Origin of the sequence: Streptomonospora alba, from assembly GCF_000826685.1 — a bacterium.
In the GTDB taxonomy this organism is placed as follows: domain Bacteria; phylum Actinomycetota; class Actinomycetes; order Streptosporangiales; family Streptosporangiaceae; genus Streptomonospora; species Streptomonospora alba.
Genome location: NZ_JROO01000010.1, coordinates 178,516 through 199,315, shown reverse-complemented (window position 1 = coordinate 199,315; position 20,800 = coordinate 178,516). Strand labels below are relative to the sequence as shown.

Annotated in this window: 9 protein-coding genes and 1 pseudogene; 1 reads left to right on the top strand and 9 read right to left on the bottom strand. The window is 68.5% G+C overall.

The features are described 5' to 3' along the window. Nucleotides 1-34: 34 nt before the first annotated feature. The 3 genes from LP52_RS25690 to LP52_RS26320 are packed head-to-tail and all read right to left on the bottom strand — an operon-like array spanning nt 35 to nt 13,018. Nucleotides 35-5,734 (bottom strand): type I polyketide synthase, encoded by a 5,700-nt coding sequence (locus tag LP52_RS25690; RefSeq protein WP_052809538.1) that lies wholly within the window; start codon nt 5,732-5,734, stop codon nt 35-37. Between the two features lie 2 nt (nt 5,735-5,736). After that, nucleotides 5,737-12,783 (bottom strand): non-ribosomal peptide synthetase, encoded by a 7,047-nt coding sequence (locus tag LP52_RS06985; RefSeq protein ID WP_052809537.1) that lies wholly within the window; start codon nt 12,781-12,783, stop codon nt 5,737-5,739. Further along, the gene (locus LP52_RS26320) at nt 12,773-13,018 is read right to left on the bottom strand and encodes an MbtH family protein (protein WP_084722983.1); all 246 of its coding nucleotides are present in this window, start codon (nt 13,016-13,018) and stop codon (nt 12,773-12,775) included. The genes LP52_RS06985 and LP52_RS26320 overlap by 11 nt, the downstream gene beginning before the upstream one ends. A gap of 1,266 nt (nt 13,019-14,284) precedes the next feature. Here LP52_RS26320 and LP52_RS06980 point away from each other — a divergent pair. After that, the gene (locus LP52_RS06980) at nt 14,285-14,926 is read left to right on the top strand and encodes a VOC family protein (RefSeq protein ID WP_040271733.1); all 642 of its coding nucleotides are present in this window, start codon (nt 14,285-14,287) and stop codon (nt 14,924-14,926) included. A gap of 854 nt (nt 14,927-15,780) precedes the next feature. Here the strand turns inward: LP52_RS06980 and LP52_RS28955 are convergent. The 6 genes and pseudogenes from LP52_RS28955 to LP52_RS06955 all read right to left on the bottom strand — a co-directional run. Beyond that, a pseudogene (locus LP52_RS28955) lies at nt 15,781-16,047 on the bottom strand (CPBP family intramembrane glutamic endopeptidase); the annotation flags it as partial. Between the two features lie 702 nt (nt 16,048-16,749). Further along, entirely contained in the window at nt 16,750-17,622 is an 873-nt protein-coding gene (locus LP52_RS06970) for a YwqG family protein (protein ID WP_040271729.1), read from the bottom strand. A gap of 73 nt (nt 17,623-17,695) precedes the next feature. After that, a complete protein-coding gene (locus LP52_RS28005) occupies nt 17,696-18,637 on the bottom strand; it encodes a leucine-rich repeat domain-containing protein (protein WP_202966064.1) in 942 nt (313 codons plus the stop codon). A gap of 20 nt (nt 18,638-18,657) precedes the next feature. Further along, nucleotides 18,658-19,356 carry a hypothetical protein gene (locus LP52_RS28000; protein ID WP_202966063.1) on the bottom strand — a complete coding sequence of 233 codons (699 nt, stop codon included), beginning with the start codon at nt 19,354-19,356 and terminating at the stop codon, nt 18,658-18,660. Nucleotides 19,357-19,480: 124 nt separating this feature from the next. Continuing rightward, nucleotides 19,481-19,987 (bottom strand): LysR family transcriptional regulator substrate-binding protein, encoded by a 507-nt coding sequence (locus tag LP52_RS06960; protein WP_052809536.1) that lies wholly within the window; start codon nt 19,985-19,987, stop codon nt 19,481-19,483. Between the two features lie 603 nt (nt 19,988-20,590). Then, complete coding sequence (locus LP52_RS06955; RefSeq protein WP_238580767.1) at nt 20,591-20,797, bottom strand: hypothetical protein; 207 nt, start codon at nt 20,795-20,797, stop codon at nt 20,591-20,593. Nucleotides 20,798-20,800: the final 3 nt, after the last annotated feature.

The following is a 20,800-nucleotide window of genomic DNA, read 5'->3' as shown; positions in this document are numbered from 1 at the left end:
GGTCCCCAATCCCTCGCGTGTCGGTTTCCGGTGCTCAGCGCCCGTTCTTGACTTGCTCGATCGCTTCGGCAATCGCTTCGGGACCGGCGCTGCTGATCAGCGCGTCGTCAACCACCTTCGCCAACTCCTCGATGGTCGGGTGCTCGTAGATCATCCGAGAGAGCAGGTGGACCCCGAGGCTGTTGCGCACTCGGGTGACGATCTGGCTGCCGAGCAGCGAGTCGCCGCCCAGCTGGAAGAAGTCGTCGTTCGCGCCGATGCGTTCGATGCCCAGCAGCCCCCGCCAGATTTCGGCGAGCATCTGTTCGGTGGTGGTCCGCGGCTCGGTGTACTCGGTGTTTAGCTCCGGTCGTGCCTGTCGCTGCTGCTGGTCGCCGTGGTGCTCGACTTCCTCCAGGTAGACCTGCGACAGGTCGCGGTTGCGGTCGTCCAGCATGTCGAGGTAGTTCGAGCTGGTGACGTAGACCTGGGGTAGACCGCTGTCGAGCACGCGGCGGAAGGCGTCGACTCCCTGCTCGGGCAGGATGCCGCGGTGCGTGAAGTCGGCGAGCTTCAACTGCTGGAGCACCTTGGGGCCGGTCGCGTCGTAGGCCATGCCGCTGCCCTGCCATACGTCCCAGTTGATGGTGGTGACGGAGCGGTGATCGGCCGCCAACTCGCTGTGCGGGAAGGAGTCCAGGAAGCAGTTCGCAGCGGCGTAGGCGGCTTGGCCGAAGCCCGGTTTGCGGGCTGACAGCGAGGAGAACAGGACCATGAAGTCCGGGTTGCGGTGCCGGAACAACTCGTGCAGCACCAGGGTGCCCGTGACCTTCGGCGCGAGCACCTCCGCGAAGCTCTCGGCGGACTTGCCGGCCATCGCGCCGTCGCCGAGCAGGCCGGCCGCGTGGATCACCCCGTTGATCGGCCCGAACCGCGATTCCGCGGTCTCCACCACCACCTGCATACGCTTCGCGTCCGTGACGTCGGCGGTCAGCACCAGCACGTCGGGGTTGCCGTCGTGCCAGGGTGCGTTTCCGCCGGAATCGCGGTCCCGGCCCGAGCGCCCGATGAGCACGACCTTGGCGCCCACGGTCTCGACCAGGTGCCGCGCGATGCTGGAGCCGATGGTGCCCAGGCCGCCGGTGATGAGATAAACGCCGCCGCGCCGCACCGCCGCCCCATCGCCGGCTCCCTCGTCCGGCTGGTCCAATGTGAGCGGTTCGACGGTTTCCACCCACCGGTACGCGCCCCGATAGGCAACCACCTCGTCTGCGGGAGCCGCGAAAACCTCATCCGCGAGGTGCCGGGCGACCGACCTGCTGTGTCGCGCGTCGTCGTCGCGCGCAACGGCGAAGTCCACGCTTCGACTGGTGATGCCGGGGTATTCCAGCGGAATAACGCGGGATGGGCCGAGCAGGAGAGCAGCGTCCGGCCGGGTATGCTCGCCCAGCACGTCGTGCAAACCAGCGGAGACGACCGTCAGGTCGACCGACCTGGCCAGACCCGCGTAGTCGATCGCCGTGGCCAGGCTGATGAGGCCCCGCCACTTCTGCCACCGGTCCGGCACGGCGTCCTCGTCGGGGGTGGCCGCCGACTCGGCCAGCCCCCACAGGTACACGACCCGGTCCGGGCTCCTGCCCTGGGCAGCCAGCTCGGACACGACCCGCTCGTAGTCGCCCGCGGCGTACGGGTCGATCTCGAAGACCGATTCGTCCTGCCTGCGGTAGGCCGTTCCCGGCCGCACGCTGACGACGTGCTGGTCCGCCGCCCGCAGCAGGCGCAAGAACTCTGTGTCGACTTCGGACGAACCGGCCAGCACGAGCCAGGTGTCCGCTGGTTTTCCGCCGCCGTGCCTGCCGACGGCGGCCGTTCGCTTCCAAGACGGCACCCGGAACCATTTGCCGACGTCGTTCTCCTTGCGCAGACTACGGCCGCCCTGAGCACCGGACGCCGGGTGGTTCTGCCGTTCTCCCGTGTTCCGGCCGACGAAGACCTGATGACCGAGGACGCCGCCCTCCGGCGCCAGGGCGGCGATGGACTCGAACACGGTGGACAGCTTGCGCTCCCAGCGTTCGCGGGAGAGGAACGGTGCGCTGCGGGTCCGGTCCGCGTCGGCCACCGGTCCCATGAGCAGGCCGTAGCTCACGGCGAAGTCGAGCGTCGGCGTGGTGATTTCGGCCAGTAGCAGAAGCCCGCCGGGCGCCACCAGTGACCGCGCGTGTTCCAGGGTCCGGTCCAGCTCGCCGGTGGCGTGCAGCACGTTGGCCGCGATGACCACGTCGAAGGTGCTGCCTTCGAAGCCCTGCTCGTCCGGCGGCTGCTCGATGTCGAGCCGGGCCGTGCTGAACCAGGAATGCTCGCTGTAGCGCCGGGCGGCATGTGCGACGAACGCGTCGCTGATGTCGGTGAAGACGTATCGGTGACCGCCGCCGTGGTCGGCCATCTCCTCCACCACCTGACCGGTGGTGATGCCGGTGCCGCCGCCGATCTCCAGCACGCGCAGGCCGTTGGCGGCGCGCTGGGTCCCCAGCACCCCGGACAGGGCACGCCGGATCACCGGCGCGTACTCGGCGCCGAAGATTTCACCGGGTTCGGCGAAGGCCCGGTCCAGTAGCGGGGTGAACAGGTGGACGGGGTCGGCACCGTCGCGCACCACGTCTACCAACGCGGCCCCGCATCGCCGCACCAGCTCGGCCTCCGGCTGACCGGCCCACGCCCTCCGCGCGCGGATCAGCAGGTCGTCTAGCTCTTCCGGCGGCCACGACGCCACCGAGGCGATCCGTCCGGAGTCATCGCGCCGCAACCGGCCCAGCCGGTCCAGCTCGTCCAGCCACTCGGCCAACAGCGAGCGATAGGAGGGCTGGACTTGGCTCCGTTCGAGGAACTCGGACCGCTCGACCGGGCCGTCCCCGAGAGAGCGCGCGCCCAGCGCCGCGATCGCGTCGGCCAGGTAGGCCGCGCTCAACCGCTCCAGCAGCTCCACCTTCGCCCGGCGCCGCGGGAGGTCGGCCGCGGCGATCCGGGCATCGGTTTCCTTGCGGCCCTCCCGGACCGCCGCGTCGAACTCTTCCCCGGCCGTCTCGGCGGCTCGGGGCGGGGAAATCCAGTGCCGTTGGCGGTCGAAGGGGTAGCTCGGCAGTGAAACGCGGCGGCGCCCACCGTGGTGCACACCGTCCCAATCCACGTCGACGCCGGAGGACCAAAGCGAGCCGACCGAGCGGAGGAAGACCACGTCGTCCGGTTCCGATACCGACCGGCGCGGCAGGGCGGGTGCGGCGATGCGGCTCCGATCCGTCTCGGGGTGGCGCCGGGCCAGGCTGGTGAGGACCTCGTTCGGGCCGAGTTCCACCAGTACGTGGTCGACATCGCGGAAGACGTGTCCTAACCCGTCCGCGAAACGGACCCGTTCGCGCAGGTGGGTCACCCAGTAACCGGGGTCGGTCGCCTGCTCGTCGGTGATCCACGTTCCGGTCACGCTGGACAGGAACGGTACCCGGGGCGGCGCGAGCCGGATACCGGCGAACTGCGCGGCGAACGGGCCGAGCACCGGCTCGACCATGGGCGTGTGCGAGGCATAGGAGATACGCAGCACCGTGGCGTCGACACCGCGTTCGATCAAAGTGTCCCGCAGCTTTGTCACCGCGTCGCTGGGGCCGGCCACGACACAGGAGGCGGGATGGTTCACCACCGCAATCGACAGGTCGAACCCGAGCAGCGGCTCCACCTCGTCCGGGCCCAGCGGTACGGCCAGCATGGCCCCGGCGGCGGGGAGTTCCTGCAGGAGACGGCCGCGGGCGACGACGACGGAAAGCGCGTCCTCCAGCGCGAAACTCCCGGCCAAGGTGGCGGCTGCATACTCGCCGAAGCTGTGCCCGACCCCGGCCGCCATCGGCACGCCGCAGTGTTCCAGCGTCTTCGCCAAGGAGTACTGCAGGACGAACAGGGCGGGCTGTGCGTTGCGCGTCTCGGTGAGGGCCGCGTCGCACTCCTCCGTCCGGCTCTCATCAGCGGGATAGACCAGTTCCCGCAGATCGAGCCCATGGGTGTTGCGCAACAGGTCGAAACACCGGTCGGCCTCGGAGCGGAACACCGGGTTGGCGGAGTAGAGGCGCCGCGCCATCCCGACGTGTTGCGGCCCTTGGCCGCTGAACAGGAAGGCGGCCTGCCGGCCCTCCGCAAAGGCGGGCGCCGGCTCGGCGCCGGTAAGAGCGTCCAGCGCGGTGATCACCTCGTCTGTGGTGCCCCCAGCGACGGCTCGCCGATGGGCAAAGGCGCGGCGGCCGCGTTGCAGGGTGTGCGCGATGTCGGCCAGTCCCCCGGTCCCGCCTGCCCGCAGATGGTCCCGCAGATCCCCGACCCGCTGGTCGAGTGCCGCCGCGGTGCGCGCGGACAACGGCAGCACCTGCGCTCCGCCCTGCTCCACGACCGGCACCGCGGGCGCTTCCTCCAACACGACGTGCGCGTTGGTGCCACCGATACCGAAGGAGCTCACTCCGGCACGCCGCGGCCCGGCCGAGTCGCTCCACTCGGTCGTCCGGGTGTTGACGTAGAACGGACCGGCCGCGAAGTCGATTGCCGGGTTCGGCTGCTCGAAGTTCAAGCTGGCGGGGATCTTCCGGTTCCGCAGCGCCAGGACCGTCTTGATCAGGCCGGCGACCCCGGCCGCGGCGTCCAGGTGTCCCACGTTCGTCTTGACCGAGCCGATGGCGCAGAATCCGGTCCGATCGGTGGCGGCCCGGAACACGTCGGTCAGCGCGGCGATCTCGATAGGGTCGCCGATGACGGTCCCGGTGCCGTGGGTCTCGACGTAGGTGATCGTCTCCGGGTGAACACCGGCCAAGGCGTGTGCCTCGCGGATGACGGCCGACTGTCCTTCGACGCTGGGGGCCGCATAGCCGGCTTTCACGGAGCCGTCGTTGTTGATCGCCGCTGACTTGATGACGGCGTGTATGTGGTCGCCGTCTGCCACGGCGTCTTCGAGTCGTTTCAGCAACACGACGCCCGCACCGCTGCCGATGACGGTCCCGTCGGCGCCCGCGTCGAACGCACGGCATTTCCCGGAGCGGGAGAAGATGCTCTCCTCTTGATAGAGGTGGCCGGCCTGCGGCGTCCGAATGGACACCCCACCGGCGAGCGCCATGTCGGACTCGTTCCACAGCAGTGACTGACATGCCTGAGCGACCGTGACCAGCGACGTTGAACAGGCCGTCTGCACCGTCATGCTGGGGCCGCGCAGCCCCAGCTTGTACGACACGCGGGTCGCCAGGGTATCGCTCTCGTTGCCCAGCAGCGTCCGCTGCAGGGAACCGGGTGACAGCAATTCGGCATGCGCCGCCACGTTGCGGATGAAGTAACTGTTCCAGCCCGAGCCCGCGTAGACGCCGACCGGTCCAGGATGGTCCTTCGGGTCGTACCCGGCGTCCTCGAATGCCGCCCACGAGCATTCCAAAAACAACCGGTGCTGCGGATCCATCAGCGCTGCTTCTCCAGGGCTCATCCCGAAGAACTGGGCGTCGAAGAGGTCCACCCCGTCGAGCACGCCGTGCGCCCGGACATAGTCCGGGTCGGACAGCGCGTTCCGGTCCTCACCCGATTCGATCAGTGCCCGGTCGTCGAGGCGGGAAATGGCCTCGGTCCCGGTTTCCAGCAGGTCCCAGTAGGCATCGGGGCCCTCCGCCTTCGGAAAGCGGCAGGAAATTCCGATGACGGCTATCCCGTCGACCGCTTCGGCCTCGTTTCCACCGTCGTATTGCACGGCTAGCCCCTCTTTCCTGGGTTCTCGGCATCGCACGGTCCCGCCCACCGGTCCGCCAGCACCCCGGCGATCTTCGCCAGCGGTTCCGGCCGCAACAACTCGTGGTGTGGTGCGGCGACGTCGCAGGTGCGCACGGAGCCGGTGACGAACGGCTGCCAGGCGTCGGGGCGCAGTTCGGCGACGTCAGGATGACCGGTCGCTCGGAAGAACAAGAGATCCCCGTGGAAAAGGGGCGGTTTGTGTCTCTCGGCGAGACCCGTGTTGTGCGTAAGAACGGCGGCAAGCTCGGCGACGCGCTCATCGTCCACTTCGGAAAGCGTCGTGCCGTCGATGTGCAGACGGCGAATCTCCGCAATATCCGGTGTTCGTTTCGGCGCGTTCGAACCGCGCGGCCTGCCCGCGTACGGGTAGGCGTCGATCAGCGCGAGTGTTTCGACTTCCTCGCCCGCCTCCCACAACATGGCAGCGATGGTGTGCGCCACGTTGCCACCGAACGACCATCCCGCAAGCCGGTACGGGCCTTCCGCTTGCACTTCGCGAATCCGTTCGAGGTAGTCCCTCGCCATGTCCTTCAGGGTCGGCGCGAGCAGGTTGGCATCGAATATGGCCCGTGCCTGCAAGCCGTAGATCGGGAATCCGTGCAGGTGCCGGGCGAATCCCGCATAACACCTGCTGTACCCGATTCCGGGATGAATAAAGAAGACCGGTGACCCCGCTCCGTTGTTCCGGATCGGCAATCGCACGTCCTCTGCGGCCGGCGCGCCGCCCGTGTCGATGGACTCACCGAGCCGCCGCACGGTCGGCGCCTGGAACAGGTGGTTGACGGACAGCTGCACGTTGAGCGCGGATTTGATCGCGCCGACCAGGCGGGCGGCGAGCAGCGAGTGGCCGCCGATGTCGAAGAAGTTGTCGTCCACCCCGACCCGGTCGAGCCCGACCGCCTCCGCGAACAGGCCGCAGAGGATCTCTTCCCTCGGGGTCGTCGGCGCACGCCCGGACGCCGCCGGCGCACGGACCGGAGCCGGCAGCGCCTTGCGGTCCAGCTTGCCGTTGCTCGAGACCGGCAACGCGTCGAGGACCACGAAGTCATTCGGCACCAGGTACTGCGGAAGCCGCGTGCGCAACGCGGCGATCAGCGCTTCGGCACGGATCCCGTCCCCTGCGCCCTCGCTCGGGCCGTGCGGGACGACGTAGGCGACCAGCCGGTCGTCCCGGCCGATGACCACCGCCTGCCGTACCGCTTCGTGCTCGGTCAGCACTGTGGCGATCTCATCCGGTTCGATGCGGACGCCCCGGATCTTCACCTGGTCGTCGGCGCGGCCGAGGAACTCCAGGACGCCCTCGGCCGTCCAGCGCGCGAGGTCGCCGGTGCGGTACATCCGGGCGCCGGGAGGTCCGTCGGGGTCGGCGATAAAGCGCTCCGCGGTCAGGTCCGGCCGACCGATGTAACCCCGTGCCACCTGTGCGCCCGCGATGTAGAGCTCCCCCTGCACACCGATCGGCAAACGGCGAAGCCGCCGGTCCAGCACGTGCAGGCGGGTGTTCCACACCGGAGAGCCGATGGGGACGGTGGCTGTGCCCGCGTTCGGCGCGCAGTCCCAGGACGTCACATCGACCGCCGCCTCCGTAGGCCCGTAGAGGTTGTGCACCGCCACCGGGAGCGTCCGGAAAGACCGCTCCACCAGCGGCGTGGTCAACGCCTCGCCGCTGCAGATGATCCTGCGCAAACCGGTACACGCGGCGGCCGAGGACGCTGTCAGGAAGACGTCGAGCATCGACGGTACGAAGTGGACGGTGGTCACGTCCTGCTGGCGAATCAGTTCGGCGAGGTAATCCGGATCGCGGTGGCCATGGGGACGTGCGACCACAAGCGTCGCGCCGGTCATCAGCGGCCAGAAGAACTCCCACACCGACACGTCGAACTCGAACGGGGTCTTCTGCAGCACGCGGTCCTCGGCCGTCAGGCCGAACTTCGCCTGCATCCACTCCAGGCGGTTCACGATCGCGTCGTGCTGCACGACCACGCCCTTAGGACGCCCGGTCGAGCCGGAGGTGTAGACGAGGTAGGCCGGGTTCTCCGGCGACGGCGCGGTCCGCGGTAGGCCGTCGGCCGAAGGCGCGCGCCCGGCGAGGTGTTCGACCACCCCCTCGTCGTCGAGCACCACCCGCGCGGTGGACGCGGACAGACTTCTTTCGGTTTCCTTTGTGGCGATCGCGACGACGGGAGCGGATTCGTCCAGCAGCAGCGCGACTCGGTCGGCGGGCTGCTCGGTGTCTATCGGCAGGTACGCCGCACCGGACTTGAGCACCGCCACGAGTGCGACCACGAGTTCGGCCGAACGCGGCAATGCGACCCCGACGAACCGCTCGGGGGCAGCCCCGTGCTCGCGCAGTAGCTCGGCGAGGCGGTCGGCCCGCGCGTCGAGTTCGGTGAACGAGAGCCGCTCATCGTCGAACACCACGGCGTCGGCGTGGGGCGTCCGCGCCACCTGCCGTTCGATCAACTCCGTCAATGTCGCGGGGAGCGTGTCCACCGCCGTGTCGTTCCATTCCACCAGCAGCCGCGCGTCGGCTTCGTCCAGCACGCCAGCGTGGTGGAGGGGCAGCTCCGGGCTCCCGGCGAGCGTACGCAGCAAGCCGGTCAGGCCACGGGCGATCCGCTCGGCGGTCGAACGGGTGAACAGAGCCGTGTCGTAGTCGAGTACGCCACGCACGCCGAGGAGGTCGCCCTCCGCGCCTATCCGCTCGGTGAAGTCGAAGTGCAGGTCGAACTTCGCGACTCCCACGTGCGCCGACATCGATTCGACGCCGAGGTCGCCCATCACGAACGTGCCGTCCGCGCTCGACTGGAACGTCAATGCGACCTGGAACAGCGGATGCCTGCTCAGTTCCCGCGGCGGGGACACAATCTCCACGATCCGGTCGAACGCCAGGTCCTGATGCTCGTAGGCCGCGAGGTTCGTCTTGCGCACCCGTTTGATCATGTCGCCGAACGTCGGATCGCCGCCGAGGTCGTAGCGCAGCACCTGGGTATTGACAAAGAAGCCGATCAGGTCGGTCAGCGCCTCGTCCGACCGGCCCGCCACCAGCCCGCCGAGGGGGATGTCGGTACCGGCACCCAGCTTCGAAAGCAGCGCGGCCAGCGCCGCCTGCAGCACCATGCTGAGGCTTGCCTGGTGATGCACGGCCAGCTCGCGCAAGGTCGCGTGCAGCTCGGGGTCGAGATCGACGGCGACCTCGTCGCCGTCCCCGGTCGGGGCCGTGCCGCGCGGGTGGTCGACCGGCAGCGTCAGCTCGACGGGCAGCGCCTCGAGCGTTTCGCGCCAGTACCGCGCCTGCGTCGCGGCTATACTTCGCGGATCGTCCTCGCTGCCGAGAGCTTCCTGCTCCCACAGGGTGTAGTCGACGTACTGCACGGGCAGCGGGCGCCAGTCGGGCTCCGCACCGCTCGACCGTGCCTGGTATGCCGTGGCGAGGTCGCGGCGCAGCGGGCCCATCGACCAGCCGTCGCCCGCGATGTGGTGAATCACCACGAGCAACACGTGATCGTCCGGCGACACCTGAAACAAGCAGGCCCGAATCGGCGCGTCAACGCGCAGGTCGAAGGTGCGCCGCGCCGCCGCGTCGACTGCCTGCTGCAAGTCGGCCTCGGTGACCTCGGTGACGGTCCACCGGTCGTCCATGTCCACTTCGGACAGTGGGAGCACCGCTTGCCGCAGAATACCCTCCTCCGTCGGGAACACCGTCCGCAGGGACTCATGACGGCCCATGACGTCGCGCAACGCCGCCCGCAACGCCGCGACGTCCAGCCGCCCGCGCATCCTCAGCACGACCGGGATGTTGTAGACGGGGGTGCGTCCGCCGTGGGCCTGGTCGATGAACCACAGGCGCTGTTGCGCTGACGAGAGCGGGACTCGCCGAGGCCGTTGCCGGACGGTCAGCGGGGGACGCACCCGCGCGACGTGGTCGAGCCCTGCCGCCAGACTCGCCGCGGTCGGGTTCTCGAAGACGGCGCGTACCGTGAGGTCGATACCGAACAGGGTCCGGGCCCTACTGGCCACTCTGGCGGCGAGCAGCGAATGGCCGCCCATTGCGAAGAAGTCGTCGTGGACTCCGACGGCCGCGGTACCGAGCAACTCGGCGAAGACGGCGCACAGCACCTCCTCGCGGACCGTCCGGGGAGCGCGGCCAGGGGCGCGCACGGCGACCGCGGCGGGCTCCGGGAGCGCGCGGCGGTCGATCTTGCCGTTCGCCGTGACCGGCAATGCGTCCAGCACGACGAACACGGACGGGACCAGATGGCCGGGCAGGAATTCGGCGAGTGCACTGCGCAGCTCCTCCTCGCCCAGAGTGGCCCCGGCTGCCGGTACCACGTAGCCGGCCAGCGTCGTATCCTCGGTTCCGCGCGCCACCACGGCGGCCTGGCCGACACCGGGAAGTCCGGTCAGCGCTTCCTCGATGTCGCCGGGCTCCACCCGGTATCCGCGAATCTTCACCTGATCGTCCAGGCGCCCGTGGAACTCCAGCAGGCCGTCCGCCCGCCACCTCGCCAGGTCGCCGCTGCGGTACATCCGGCCGCCCGGCGGGCCGAACGGATCGGCGAGGAACCGGCTTGCGGTGAGGTCGGGGCGGTGCATATAGCCGCGGCCGACCCCCGTGCCCCCGATGAACAGCTCACCGATCACGCCGTCCGGCACCGGCTGCAGCTCGTGGTTCAGCACGTAGCACCGGGTGTTGTCCAGCGGCGTGCCGATGGGCAGGGCTCCCGTGCTCTCGTCCAGCTCGCGAATGCGGTGGGTGGTCGCGAACGTGGTCGTCTCCGTGGGGCCGTACCCGTTCACGACGACGAGCTCCGGGCAATGGTCGAGCACCGCGGCGACCGCGGAGCGCGGGACGATGTCGCCGCCGGTCCACACCTCCGAAAGTCCCGCCAATGCTTGGGGCCGTTCCTCCGCGAACACCCGGAACAGTCCAGCCGTCAACCACGTGCACGTCACAGACTCCTCGCCTACGACGCGTTCCAGGACGGCAGCGTCGAGTGCTCCCGGCGGAGCGAGCACGACCTGTCCGCCGGACAGCAGCGGAACCCAGACCTCGAACGTCGCGGCGTCGAAGGTAGGCGGCGAGTGGTGCAACACGCACCGTGTGGCCTCGGTCCAGCCGCTGTCCCGCGCCAGCTCCGCCACCTGGCGATGCGCGATCGCCACGCCTTTCGGGGTTCCGGTGGAACCCGACGTGTACATTACGTACGCCGTTTGGTCGGCGCCTACGTCCATTCCTGGAGAGTGCGTCGGAAACGTGGCTGCGTCGAAATCGATGGTCGCGGTGTTCTCGCAGCCCTCGGAGCCCCGGCGGGAACGGTCCGATAGGAGTAGCCGCGCACCTGACTCGCGCAAGAGGGAGCGATGCCGGGCCACCGGATCGTCGACCGATAGCGGCAGATACGCCGCGCCGGCCTTGACGACGGCCAGGAATGCCGTTAAAACGTCCAATCTGCGTTCGGCCAGCACACCGACAATGTCCTCGGCGCCCGCGCCCGCCGCGATCAGCCGATGCGCGAGCTGATTCGCCCGCGCGTCGAGCTGCCCGTAGGTAAGCCGGGTGTCCGGCGCGACCACGGCGACTGCGTCGGGCGTTCGTGCGACCTCCGCTTCCAGCAGAGCTCCAAGCGACCGAGTGGCGACCGGGCGTTCGGTAGCGCGCCAGCGCTCCTCCCGGCGACGGCTCTCCGCCGCGCAGTGCAGGTCCAGCCGGGAGAGCGGCTGGTCCGGCTGGTCGAGCGCCTGTTCTACAAGCCGGGCGAACCGGTCGGCCAGCCGCGTCGCGGTGGAGCGGTGGAAAAGACCCGAGCGAAACGTCAACGTGCCGTGCAGCACGCCGTTCCGCACGTAGGTGGCCAGTTCCAGGTCGAACCGGGTGGTCCCGACCGTCCACGGCAGAGGGGTGATCCGGTCGTTCTCATCGGGTGCGGACAACTCCCCGTGGTGGACGAACACGACGTCGAAAATCGCATTGCGGCCCGGTTCCCGTTCCGTCTGGACCGCCGCGACCACCTGCTCGAACGGCGCCCGCTGATGGGTGTGTGCCGCCATTACCTTGCCGTGCGCCTGCCGGAGCAGTTCGCGGAACGACGTCGAGCGTTCGATGCGGGTGCGCAACACCACCGTGTTCACGAAGAAGCCGATGACGTCGGAGAAGCGGCGGTCGTCGCGGCCGTACAGCACCGATCCGATCGTCACGTCCTCCTGCCCGGCGTGGATGGACATCAGCACCTGGAACAGGGCCGCCACTGCGCTGGAAACCGCAGACCAATGCTGCAACGCAAACGCACGCAGTTCCGCCGTCAGCTCGGCGGGCAGTTCAAATTCGACATGATCGCCCGCATATCCGAGGCCGGGCGCTCGTGGGCGGTCGGTCGGCAGCCGTAACCGCTCGAATCCGTCGAGCTCCCGCCGCCAGTACTGCAGGTGCTCGGCGACCGAATCGGCGCTCGCGGCCGAACGCTGCCAAGCGACGAAATCCTCATACGTCGCCTCGCGCGCCGGCGGTGTCCTCGACCGGTAAAGGGCCGTCAGATCGTCGGTCAGGACCTGGGCCGACCGGCCGTCGAAGACGATGTGGTGGATTACCAGACACAGCACGGCCGACCCGTCGGCGCATTCGACCACCATCGCACGCACCGGGGGGCCCGCCGTGAGGTCGAACGGCTCGGCGGCCAGTTCGTCCGCGTGCGCCCGCCAGTCGTCCTCGCCGGGACCGGTGCTCCGTCGTTCCACCGGAACACGGAAGTACGGCACCGGCCTGGCGACCGGCGTGCCCGAGGAGTCCACGGCGAACACCCATCGGAGCACGGGATGCTCCTGCACGAGCGCGCCGAGCGCCCGGTCGAGCGCTTCCGGGTCGAGGCCGTCGTGGAAACGCAGCGCGAGCGGGACGTTGTACGCGGTGCTGGCCGGGTCGAGCTGCTGTAGCAGCCACAACCGCTCCTGACCGAAGGACAGTCGCGTGGAGTCGGGAACGGCGGTCCCGGCCTGCTGCTCATCGCTCAAGGCGGCCCCCGGTGCCTGGGGATCGGTGGTCGCACCGGGTGTCCGGGACGTTCGCGGGGCGGATGTCGGCCCAGTGCTGCCGCACGTAGTCGAGGCAGTCTCCCCTGGAAGCCGGACCATACGCCGGCACCCACCCCTGGGGCGTTGCGACCGACGCAGGCCACAGACTGTGCTGCCGTTGGTTGTTCACGAGTACTACGTGATCGAAGCGCGGATCGTCGAGCAGTTCAGTCATACCGGTTTCTCCGATACAGCACGTCGAAACACAGATTCTCGAGCAGCCGGAAACTGTCGAATACCTACGGAAAAAATGGCCACACTAAACATCAATCCAGCCAGAGAAGCACAGCGAACGCCTGACATCTCCAGACCCGAAAATTTTTTTCGATGGCGTTTCTACTGTGCACTCCGAGTGTCATGGACACTCCTGTGCGCTGTCAACCCTGCTGACCCGTTGGCAACGGCAAGAGATCGCAGAATGAGAGAAACAGAGAAATAGTGGGCCTCTGACCTGCGCAAACTATTCCCATGATCGCCAATTTTTGACATAGCAGACACTGCAGCCCCAGGGCCAGCGGAAAGTCCGGTTACTCGAGCGTTCGTGCTGGCCAGAAAGCCCTGGGGAGATCGAGTGGACGTTTGGACGCGCCCTAAAAGATCATCGCTGTGTTGGTGTGGCTGCAGTTGAAAAAGTGAGCCTTTGCCAACCTGGCGTGCGGATTGTTCAGGAGGTGTAGGGCGTGGCGTGGCCACGAACACGTGAAGCTCCCGGTAGACGGGCGACTACCTAGATCAAACCGTCCAACCAGGAGCTTCATATGCTCTCCTAACCCTCCGGGATGAACGTGTCCAGCCGCGCGCTCGGCGTGCTCGCCGAAGCGCTACGCCGCCACCGCAAGACAGCGCGGAACCCGGTGGCGCCGGCTCTCCGCCGGCCACCAGGCCCTGCTCGTGATTGCCTACCGCAAAGGCGAGATCTGCACCGAACTGACCTGCGGATTCACGAAGCGCGACAAAGCCCGATCCAGCGAGGAGATCGTGCTCACGAGCCTGGGCGGCGGCCGGTTCCGCAGCCGCGCCGAGACCACCGCCTTCTTCGAAGGCCTGGAGACCGACGAGTTCGGCTCCCCGAATGGCGCCCCGAGGGCCCGTAGACTTAGGCGAGGACCAGCGCGTCTTCCTGTGCGGCCTCAGCCGCCTGCCCGCCACCACCGGATCCACCGCCACGTGAGCCGGGTGGCCGGGAGGAACTTCGCCTCCCGGCCCCGCTCGCCCGGGCATCCACCTGTGTGAGGTGCCTTCGAGCGTGTGTTCCGCCTCGGCGCGGCCGCTGACCGCCGGGTGGCGTGCAGATCTTGGGACGGTTCACATCGTGGTGTCCGGCTCCCGGATACGTGTGCTGTAATCAACTGGTGCTCCGACCGGAAGCGTCCGCCGAGTCGGGTGATGGGTGCCAGGATTGGCCGGAGCCGCGTAGTCGACCCTCGGAAGCTGAGGTGGCATGGTGCGGAAGCCCGCTCGTCTTGGGGTCCGGGAGGTTGATCTGGCAGATTGGCGGTGGTTGCTGGGGACGCTGCGTGCTCGGTTCGAGACCGGTTCGTTCGGAGCGGGTGCTGCGTTCGTCGCGGCTGTAGCTCAACTCGCCGAGGCGGTCGGTCATCATCCCGACGCCGATGTGCGTGCGGGGCATGTCCGGTTCGTGTTGCGCAGCCGCGACGTCGGAGGGGTCGCAGAACGGGATATCCGGCTCGCTGAGCAGATCAGCGCGCTCGCATCCGACCACGGGCTGGTCTCGCGTCCCGAGCAGGCACAGGTGCTCGAACTGGCCCTGGACACGCCCGTATCGGACACGGTGCGGCCGTTCTGGGCAGCCCTGCTCGGTGGTGAGGCGGGTAGCGGTCTCGCCGACCCCTCAGGAGAGCTCCCGCCGTTGTGGTTCCAGACGACCGATTCCGTGGCGCCCGACCGGCAGCGCTTCCACCTCGACCTCACGGTCCCGCCGGAAGCCGCCGACCGGCGGGTTGCTGCAGCGGTTGCCGCAGGCGGACGCGTCGTCGACGACAGCAATGCCCCGGCCTTTATCGTGCTGGCCGATCCGGACGGCAACAACGCTTGTATCTGCACCGAGCTGGGTCGGGACTGAACTCGACCTTTCCCGTGCCGACGGCTGGGCACGCCCGCTTCCGCCCAGTCGGAGCTTCCCCCCACGGCCGGGTAGTTAGCGTTTCCGAGGATTACGCAAGGGGCACTGCAGAAGAGGCGGCCGCAGGCACAAAGCCCTGTAAGACAGGAAGTCGACCAAGACGAACTGTCCCCAGGAGCTCCGTTGCCCGCCCATTCTCCCACCAAGCCCGCTCTGACGACCATCTCCCGCGTGATCACCGTGGCCGCGGGCATCTTCGCGCCCGGCCATCTCGGGGCGCGTGCTCGCCGCCTGATCGGAAGAGCGCGAGGCTTCACCGAATCTGTGCCAGAGCCCCTTTTCAAGCGACATTGACACTCTGGAGGGAAAAATAGCAGGTAACGACGAAATTTGAACCCCGAGCGGCGCAATTGGAGGGCGCTTTTGTGATCCAGCGCGACCACACCGGACTCGACATGGGTACTCGTGGACGCCAGAATGCGCGGCAGTCGACACGCCGATCGCGGTATTCGGCCCGCGGTGCGTCGCACCGTCCGGCCCCGGCCGAGCGGGTGCCCCGGGAGGCACGGCGTCCCGGGGCGAGCCCCGGGACGCATGCGGTCGCTCAACCCGCCGCCCGGGATCGATCCCGCTCGGAGCGGGTCGGCGCCGGTCGGGGCCCGGTAGCCCAGTCGGCCGCCGGTTCCCAGCAGGATCAGCACCGCGGCGACGACCGAGCCGAGGGCCATCGCGTTCATTGAGGCATCCCCGTCGAGTGCAGGAAACATATCGATCCATATGACCGAGGCGAAGTTGTTGACGCTGACGTGGGCCAGCATGGCCAGCGGCATGCTTTCACCGGTGCGGTTGAACACCCAGGTCATGATGATGTTGAATGCGAGGCAGAAGATCAGGAACGCCGCCGGGCGGGTCCAGCTCGCATCCGGCCAGCCGCCCCACTCGGTGAGGAACAGCGGCAGATGCCACACCGCCCACAACGGGCCGAGGAGCATCGTCCCGAATAGCGGACCGAACCGGCGCTGCATGCGGGGCAGGGCGAAGTCGCGCCAGCCGGGCTCCTCGGCGAGTCCGGTGGTGAGAATCCGGAGGAGCAGGGCGGGGACATAGGCGGCGACCGCCATCATCGACGGTGCGCTCACCTGCCCTCCGGAGTAGATCCATCCGGTGGCCAGCACCGCCGCCGGCACACCGAGCAGGGTCACTGCGTACCAGTGCCAGCGGACCCTCCAGCGCCACATCCGCCCGAGCCAGCTCCGCAGCCCGGCCCGCCCGTCGGCGACAGCGGTGACGAGCAGCGCCGAGGCGATCGGACCCAGGTAGGCCCCCGAGCAGCACGCCGGCGAGCTGGGAGGTCCCGAGGAATTCGGGGAAGCGGTAGTCCCACACGCCCAGCCCGTTCTGGGGCAGGACGTAAGGTGTCCAGGCGGTCCAGCTCATCAGGTTGGCGAGCACGAAGAAGCTGAGCAGGGGATGGCGGCGCAGCGGTTCGAGCACGCCGCCGGCGCGGGACCGGCCGCCGGAGGCGGCAGGTGCCGGTGTGGGGTTCGAGATCGTCATACCGGCAAGGCTGCCGCTGCGGTGGATTCCACCACGAGACGCGAAGGACCGAGACTGGGCGGTGCCATCGAAAGGTGCAGGGCCGCGGGGCGGACATCCCCCGCTCGTCCCGGGCGCGGATGCCCATCGGCCTGCACCGCCGACGGCAGGCGTGGCCCGGCCCCGGGGCATCGAGCCGACTCGCGAAACCGCCGGATGTGTTCGGGGACAGAGCAGCCAGGGGCCCGCGGGCCTCGGGGCCGGGTCTCGGCCGTTCCCGGTGTGCGCTACGGATTCCAGGTCATGGTGGCGTAGACCCGGTCGAAGCGTCCTGCGGCCAGATCCTGCCGGGCGATCGACCAGGAGAAGAACGACATCTCCAAGCCCTCGATCGCATGAGACCACTGAGCGAGGCACACCCAGTTCTCAGGGCGTATGTCGGCCTCAGATGCCGGCAGATCGCCTTTGCTCTCCGCTCGTGCCGCCTCCCATCCAGCCATTACGGCGGGGTCCTCGTCCTGGTATTCGTCCTGGGCGTAGCCGCCGATCCGGAGTCCGGGAGAGAAGAGGCCCTGCGACTCGTCTGCCCATTCCATAAACATGTCCCCCCAGGCCCGGCATTGGTCCACGGTCAAATGGTCCCCCGGGAACCGCATGGTGACAGGAGGAGGACCGGGGTCGTGAACCGTAGAGTGGAAAGGTAGGGACAGGTCGGTTTCCAGGCGAAGCCGGCCCTCCGGGAACTCGCCGTAGTCTTCGCCGTCGCACGGTGCCGGGTCGAGATCCACTTGGCGCTCCTCGACCGGTGTACCTGCGGGGATGTAGAGCGCACTGCCCAGCGATTGGCAGCCCATCAGCTGGGGATCGGGGATGGCGAACAGCAGAAGCTGGCCATCGGTCGGCAGAGGGAGGTCCGTCGCCTCCTCGGGCAGTGCGGCGAGGTCGACGGTGGCGGCGAGCCCGCACCAGGGGTCAGGGGCGTCGGCGGGGAGCATCAACGGGCCGCCGAGCCGGCCCGCGACCGGCCCGTCACTTCTCGATTCCAGTTTCGCGCACGGGCGGGCGGTGGCGATCCACCGCTCGACTTCGTCCTGGGGGATGCCCTCTGCGAGGGCCATCGAGCGGAATCGGGCGAGTTCATCCTGTGCTTCAAAAGTCATGGGCAGCACCTTGGGTTGGAGGGTCGTGCAGCGGGGGCCGCCGAGCCGGTTCCACACAGCGGGCCGGGCTGGCTCAGCGGCCGATGGCGACGCTCACGCCGCGTTTCCTGAGTTCGCCTACCACGGGATCAAGGGTTCCCGAGTCCGTGATGATCCCGGACCTCGCGTGGACCCGGAGGTGCGTCAGCGACGGCATGCCGAGCAGCGGGGAGACGTCTTCCGGAGGGGCCACCAGCTCGAGGAATCGGAGGTTCTCCTGGCCGGCGATCCGGGACAGGTGCTTCTTCCAGTCCGCAGCGGTTAGGGACAGCGATTCGAGGGAATCGGGTATGTCCTCGACGCGCGGACAACCCCACAGGGTCAGTCTCTTCAGTCCGGGGCAGTGCTGCAGGGAGCTGAGCGACTCCAGGCCCTTCATCCAGAGGAGGCGCAGTTCGACCAGCGGAGATCCGGCCAGCTCGTCGATGTCGCTGAGGTCCGTACCGTTGATGTACAGGGTATGCAGCGCGGGCAGTCGGGCGAGACCGCCGAGATCGGTCAGCGAGCGGCCTCCGAACAACTTCACCGTGTGCAGTTCCGGTTGGTCACCGAGGCCGTCGAGGCTGTGCAGGCTGTGGCAGCTGTCGATCGCCAGTTCCGCCAGCCGTGGATGGGGCCCGAGCCCGTCCAGCGTCGTCAGGTTCTCACAATTCTCGATGCGCAGGGACTCGAGTCTGGGCATCGCGGCGAACGGCGAGAGGTCGCGGAGCTGGTCGAGGTGGCTCAGTGCGAGGTGGGTGAGGTGTGGAATAGCGCGGAGGCCGTCCATGTCCCTGAAGCCCCGGCCCTGGAGCTTCAGCGATTCCAAGGCGGGGAAGGCCCGGCCGAAACCGTGCACGGAGCGCGCATTGGCCCACTTGAGGTTCAGCTCGCGGAGGCGCCCGAGGTTCAGTAACGGCTCAGTGTCCTCGAAGGATCCGACGTCCACTACGAGCCGGGTGAGCCGGGTGAGCCGGCCGATCGGGGTAAGGTCCACGGATCTCGATCCGAATCCGTTCAGCTCGAACCGGGTGAGCCGGGTGAGCCGACCGATCGGGGTAAGGTCCGTGATGCTCGTGCAGTCGTGAGTTCGAGGTCGGTAAGCTCGGCGAGTTCGCCGACCTCGGTCAGGTCGATCTTCTTGCAATGTGCGAGGCGGAGCTTGGTGAGCATCGTGAGATGCCGCAGGCCGGTCAGCGACCCGGCATGGAACAGCCGCAGCTCGGTCCTGCACTCGTGACGGAACGCCGGGGCGAGCAGGTGCTGGGCGAATCCGTCCGGGTCGCGGACCCTCTTCCACAGCCGCAGGAGCAGACTGGAGGCATACCGGTCCTTGCTGACGAACCGGGCGGCCAGTTTCAGGGCTTCCCCGCCATCACCGGGGACCGACAGTTCCACGAGTCGTCGGATGGCCTTGCCGGCACAGTACGCCGGGGCGAGCAGGTGCTCGCAGAATCCATCCGGGTCGCCCTCGACCGTCGACCACAGCCGAAGCAGCTCCTCGTCCGAGTAGTCGGCTCTGCAGCTGAACCGTACGGCCAGTTTCAGGGCTTCGCCGCCATCGCCCGCCGCGGAGAGGTGCATGAGTTCCAGGACGGCCTCGCGGGCCTCGGCGGGCTCGGCGGTCTCCAGCCGCGCTCGCAACCGATCGAGTCGGGTTGAACTGTCAGCGCGTCCGTTCTCGTCGGCGTGTACACCGAAGGGTTTCTGCGTCATGTGCGGGACTCTAGGGGCGGGGGACGACAACGGTGCCGTCCCCTTCCGCGCGGCGGGGACCACTCCCCGCTCGCCGCCGGGCGGCGTAGCCGGTGATCTCGGGGAGGGAGCGGGTGTCGGGCCGTCAGAGCATGGACCGGGCAGCGGCGGCAGCGGGTCGCCCCCAGGTCTCTCGACGCAGGAGCTCGAGCAGGGCCGTCTCGCCCGGTCCCGCGTCACGGCGGATCACTGCGACGACGGGTTGGGACACGGCGGGGGACACCGGGCGCACGAGGTGCTCGTATCCGGCGGGCACCGCGGAGGCCGGAGCGAGCGTCGCCCCGAGTCCGTGGGCGGCCCAGCGCACGGCCGTCGCCGTCTGGGACACGCGCGCGGCCGTTGCCGGGGCTATCCCGTTGTCCCGCAGCGCATTCAGCAGCACGCCGTCGAGCGCGCTGTCGTGATCGAACCTCACCCACTCCTGCTCCGCCAGGTCGCGCAATTCGACGCGGTCCGCGGCGAGCTCAGGGTGCCCCGTGCCCAGGACCACGACGAACTCCTCGTCACCCAGGCGGTGGGCGCTGTCGGGACTCTGGTCGCACGCCGCCATCAATGCGAGGTCCAGCGCACCCCGGCGGCACAGCCGGTCCAACTCGAGGGAACTCGGCTCTTCGTCTCACTGGCAAAATAAGCTGCGGCCCGCTTGAGGATCTGGTTTTCGCCTTCCAGTTGCTTGTTGCGGCGGCGCAGCTCGGCGGGTTCCTTCTTTTCCGCACTTTTTGGGCCGGGCGGCCTCGCCGGCCGCTTTCTCCTCGGCGGCGGCCTGGGCGACCCGGTTCTGCAGGCACGAGCGGCTGATACCGAGGTCTTCGGCCGAGGTTCATCTCGACCCGCGCCGACGCAGACCGATTGGTTACCCCTGGGTGACGACTGGCTGGGGTGGCTGCCCGTCCTCGCTCAGGCGGGCGGGCCCCCTTGCCAAGGTCCAGCACCAGCTCCAGGTTGCCCAGCGCCGCGTGGAGTTCGTCGCTGACCCGGGCCAGCGCCTCGGACGCGAGCGGCTGGGTGCCGGTCGCGCGTCGCACAGCGCCGCGATCGCCGACAGCTCCCAGTACCGCCGAAAGGCCGCGCTTGTCCTTCTCACGCGAGGTGGCGGGCGTGCTCGTTGTCGTCGACTCCGCCCAGGCGAAGGTCGTGACAGATGCTAAGAGGTCCCATCGAGTGTCTGCCACGACCTTCGTGGGCCCGGCCCGGACTATCTGCCGTCCGAGGCCGACGTCGATGGACGCCAGTACCGCGTCCCCACTGCGAAGGCCACGGTGAGGCACGTGAGCACCCCGACAGCCCAGACGCTGCCCTGCTCGCCCGAGCGAAACAGCGGCGGGATGAACAAGATCAACACGGCAGCCGACATGGCCATCCCGACCAGGCTAATCACGAACATCCACGTCTTCTTCACCATTAT

Coding starts and splice junctions, on each gene's coding strand:
- LP52_RS26320 (WP_084722983.1), bottom strand. CDS start 13,018: ATGACTGAACTGCTCGACGATCCGCGCTTCGATCACGTAGTACTCGTG.
- LP52_RS06980 (WP_040271733.1), top strand. CDS start 14,285: ATGGTGCGGAAGCCCGCTCGTCTTGGGGTCCGGGAGGTTGATCTGGCA.
- LP52_RS06970 (WP_040271729.1), bottom strand. CDS start 17,622: ATGACTTTTGAAGCACAGGATGAACTCGCCCGATTCCGCTCGATGGCC.
- LP52_RS28000 (WP_202966063.1), bottom strand. CDS start 19,356: ATGACGCAGAAACCCTTCGGTGTACACGCCGACGAGAACGGACGCGCT.
- LP52_RS06955 (WP_238580767.1), bottom strand. CDS start 20,797: ATGGTGAAGAAGACGTGGATGTTCGTGATTAGCCTGGTCGGGATGGCC.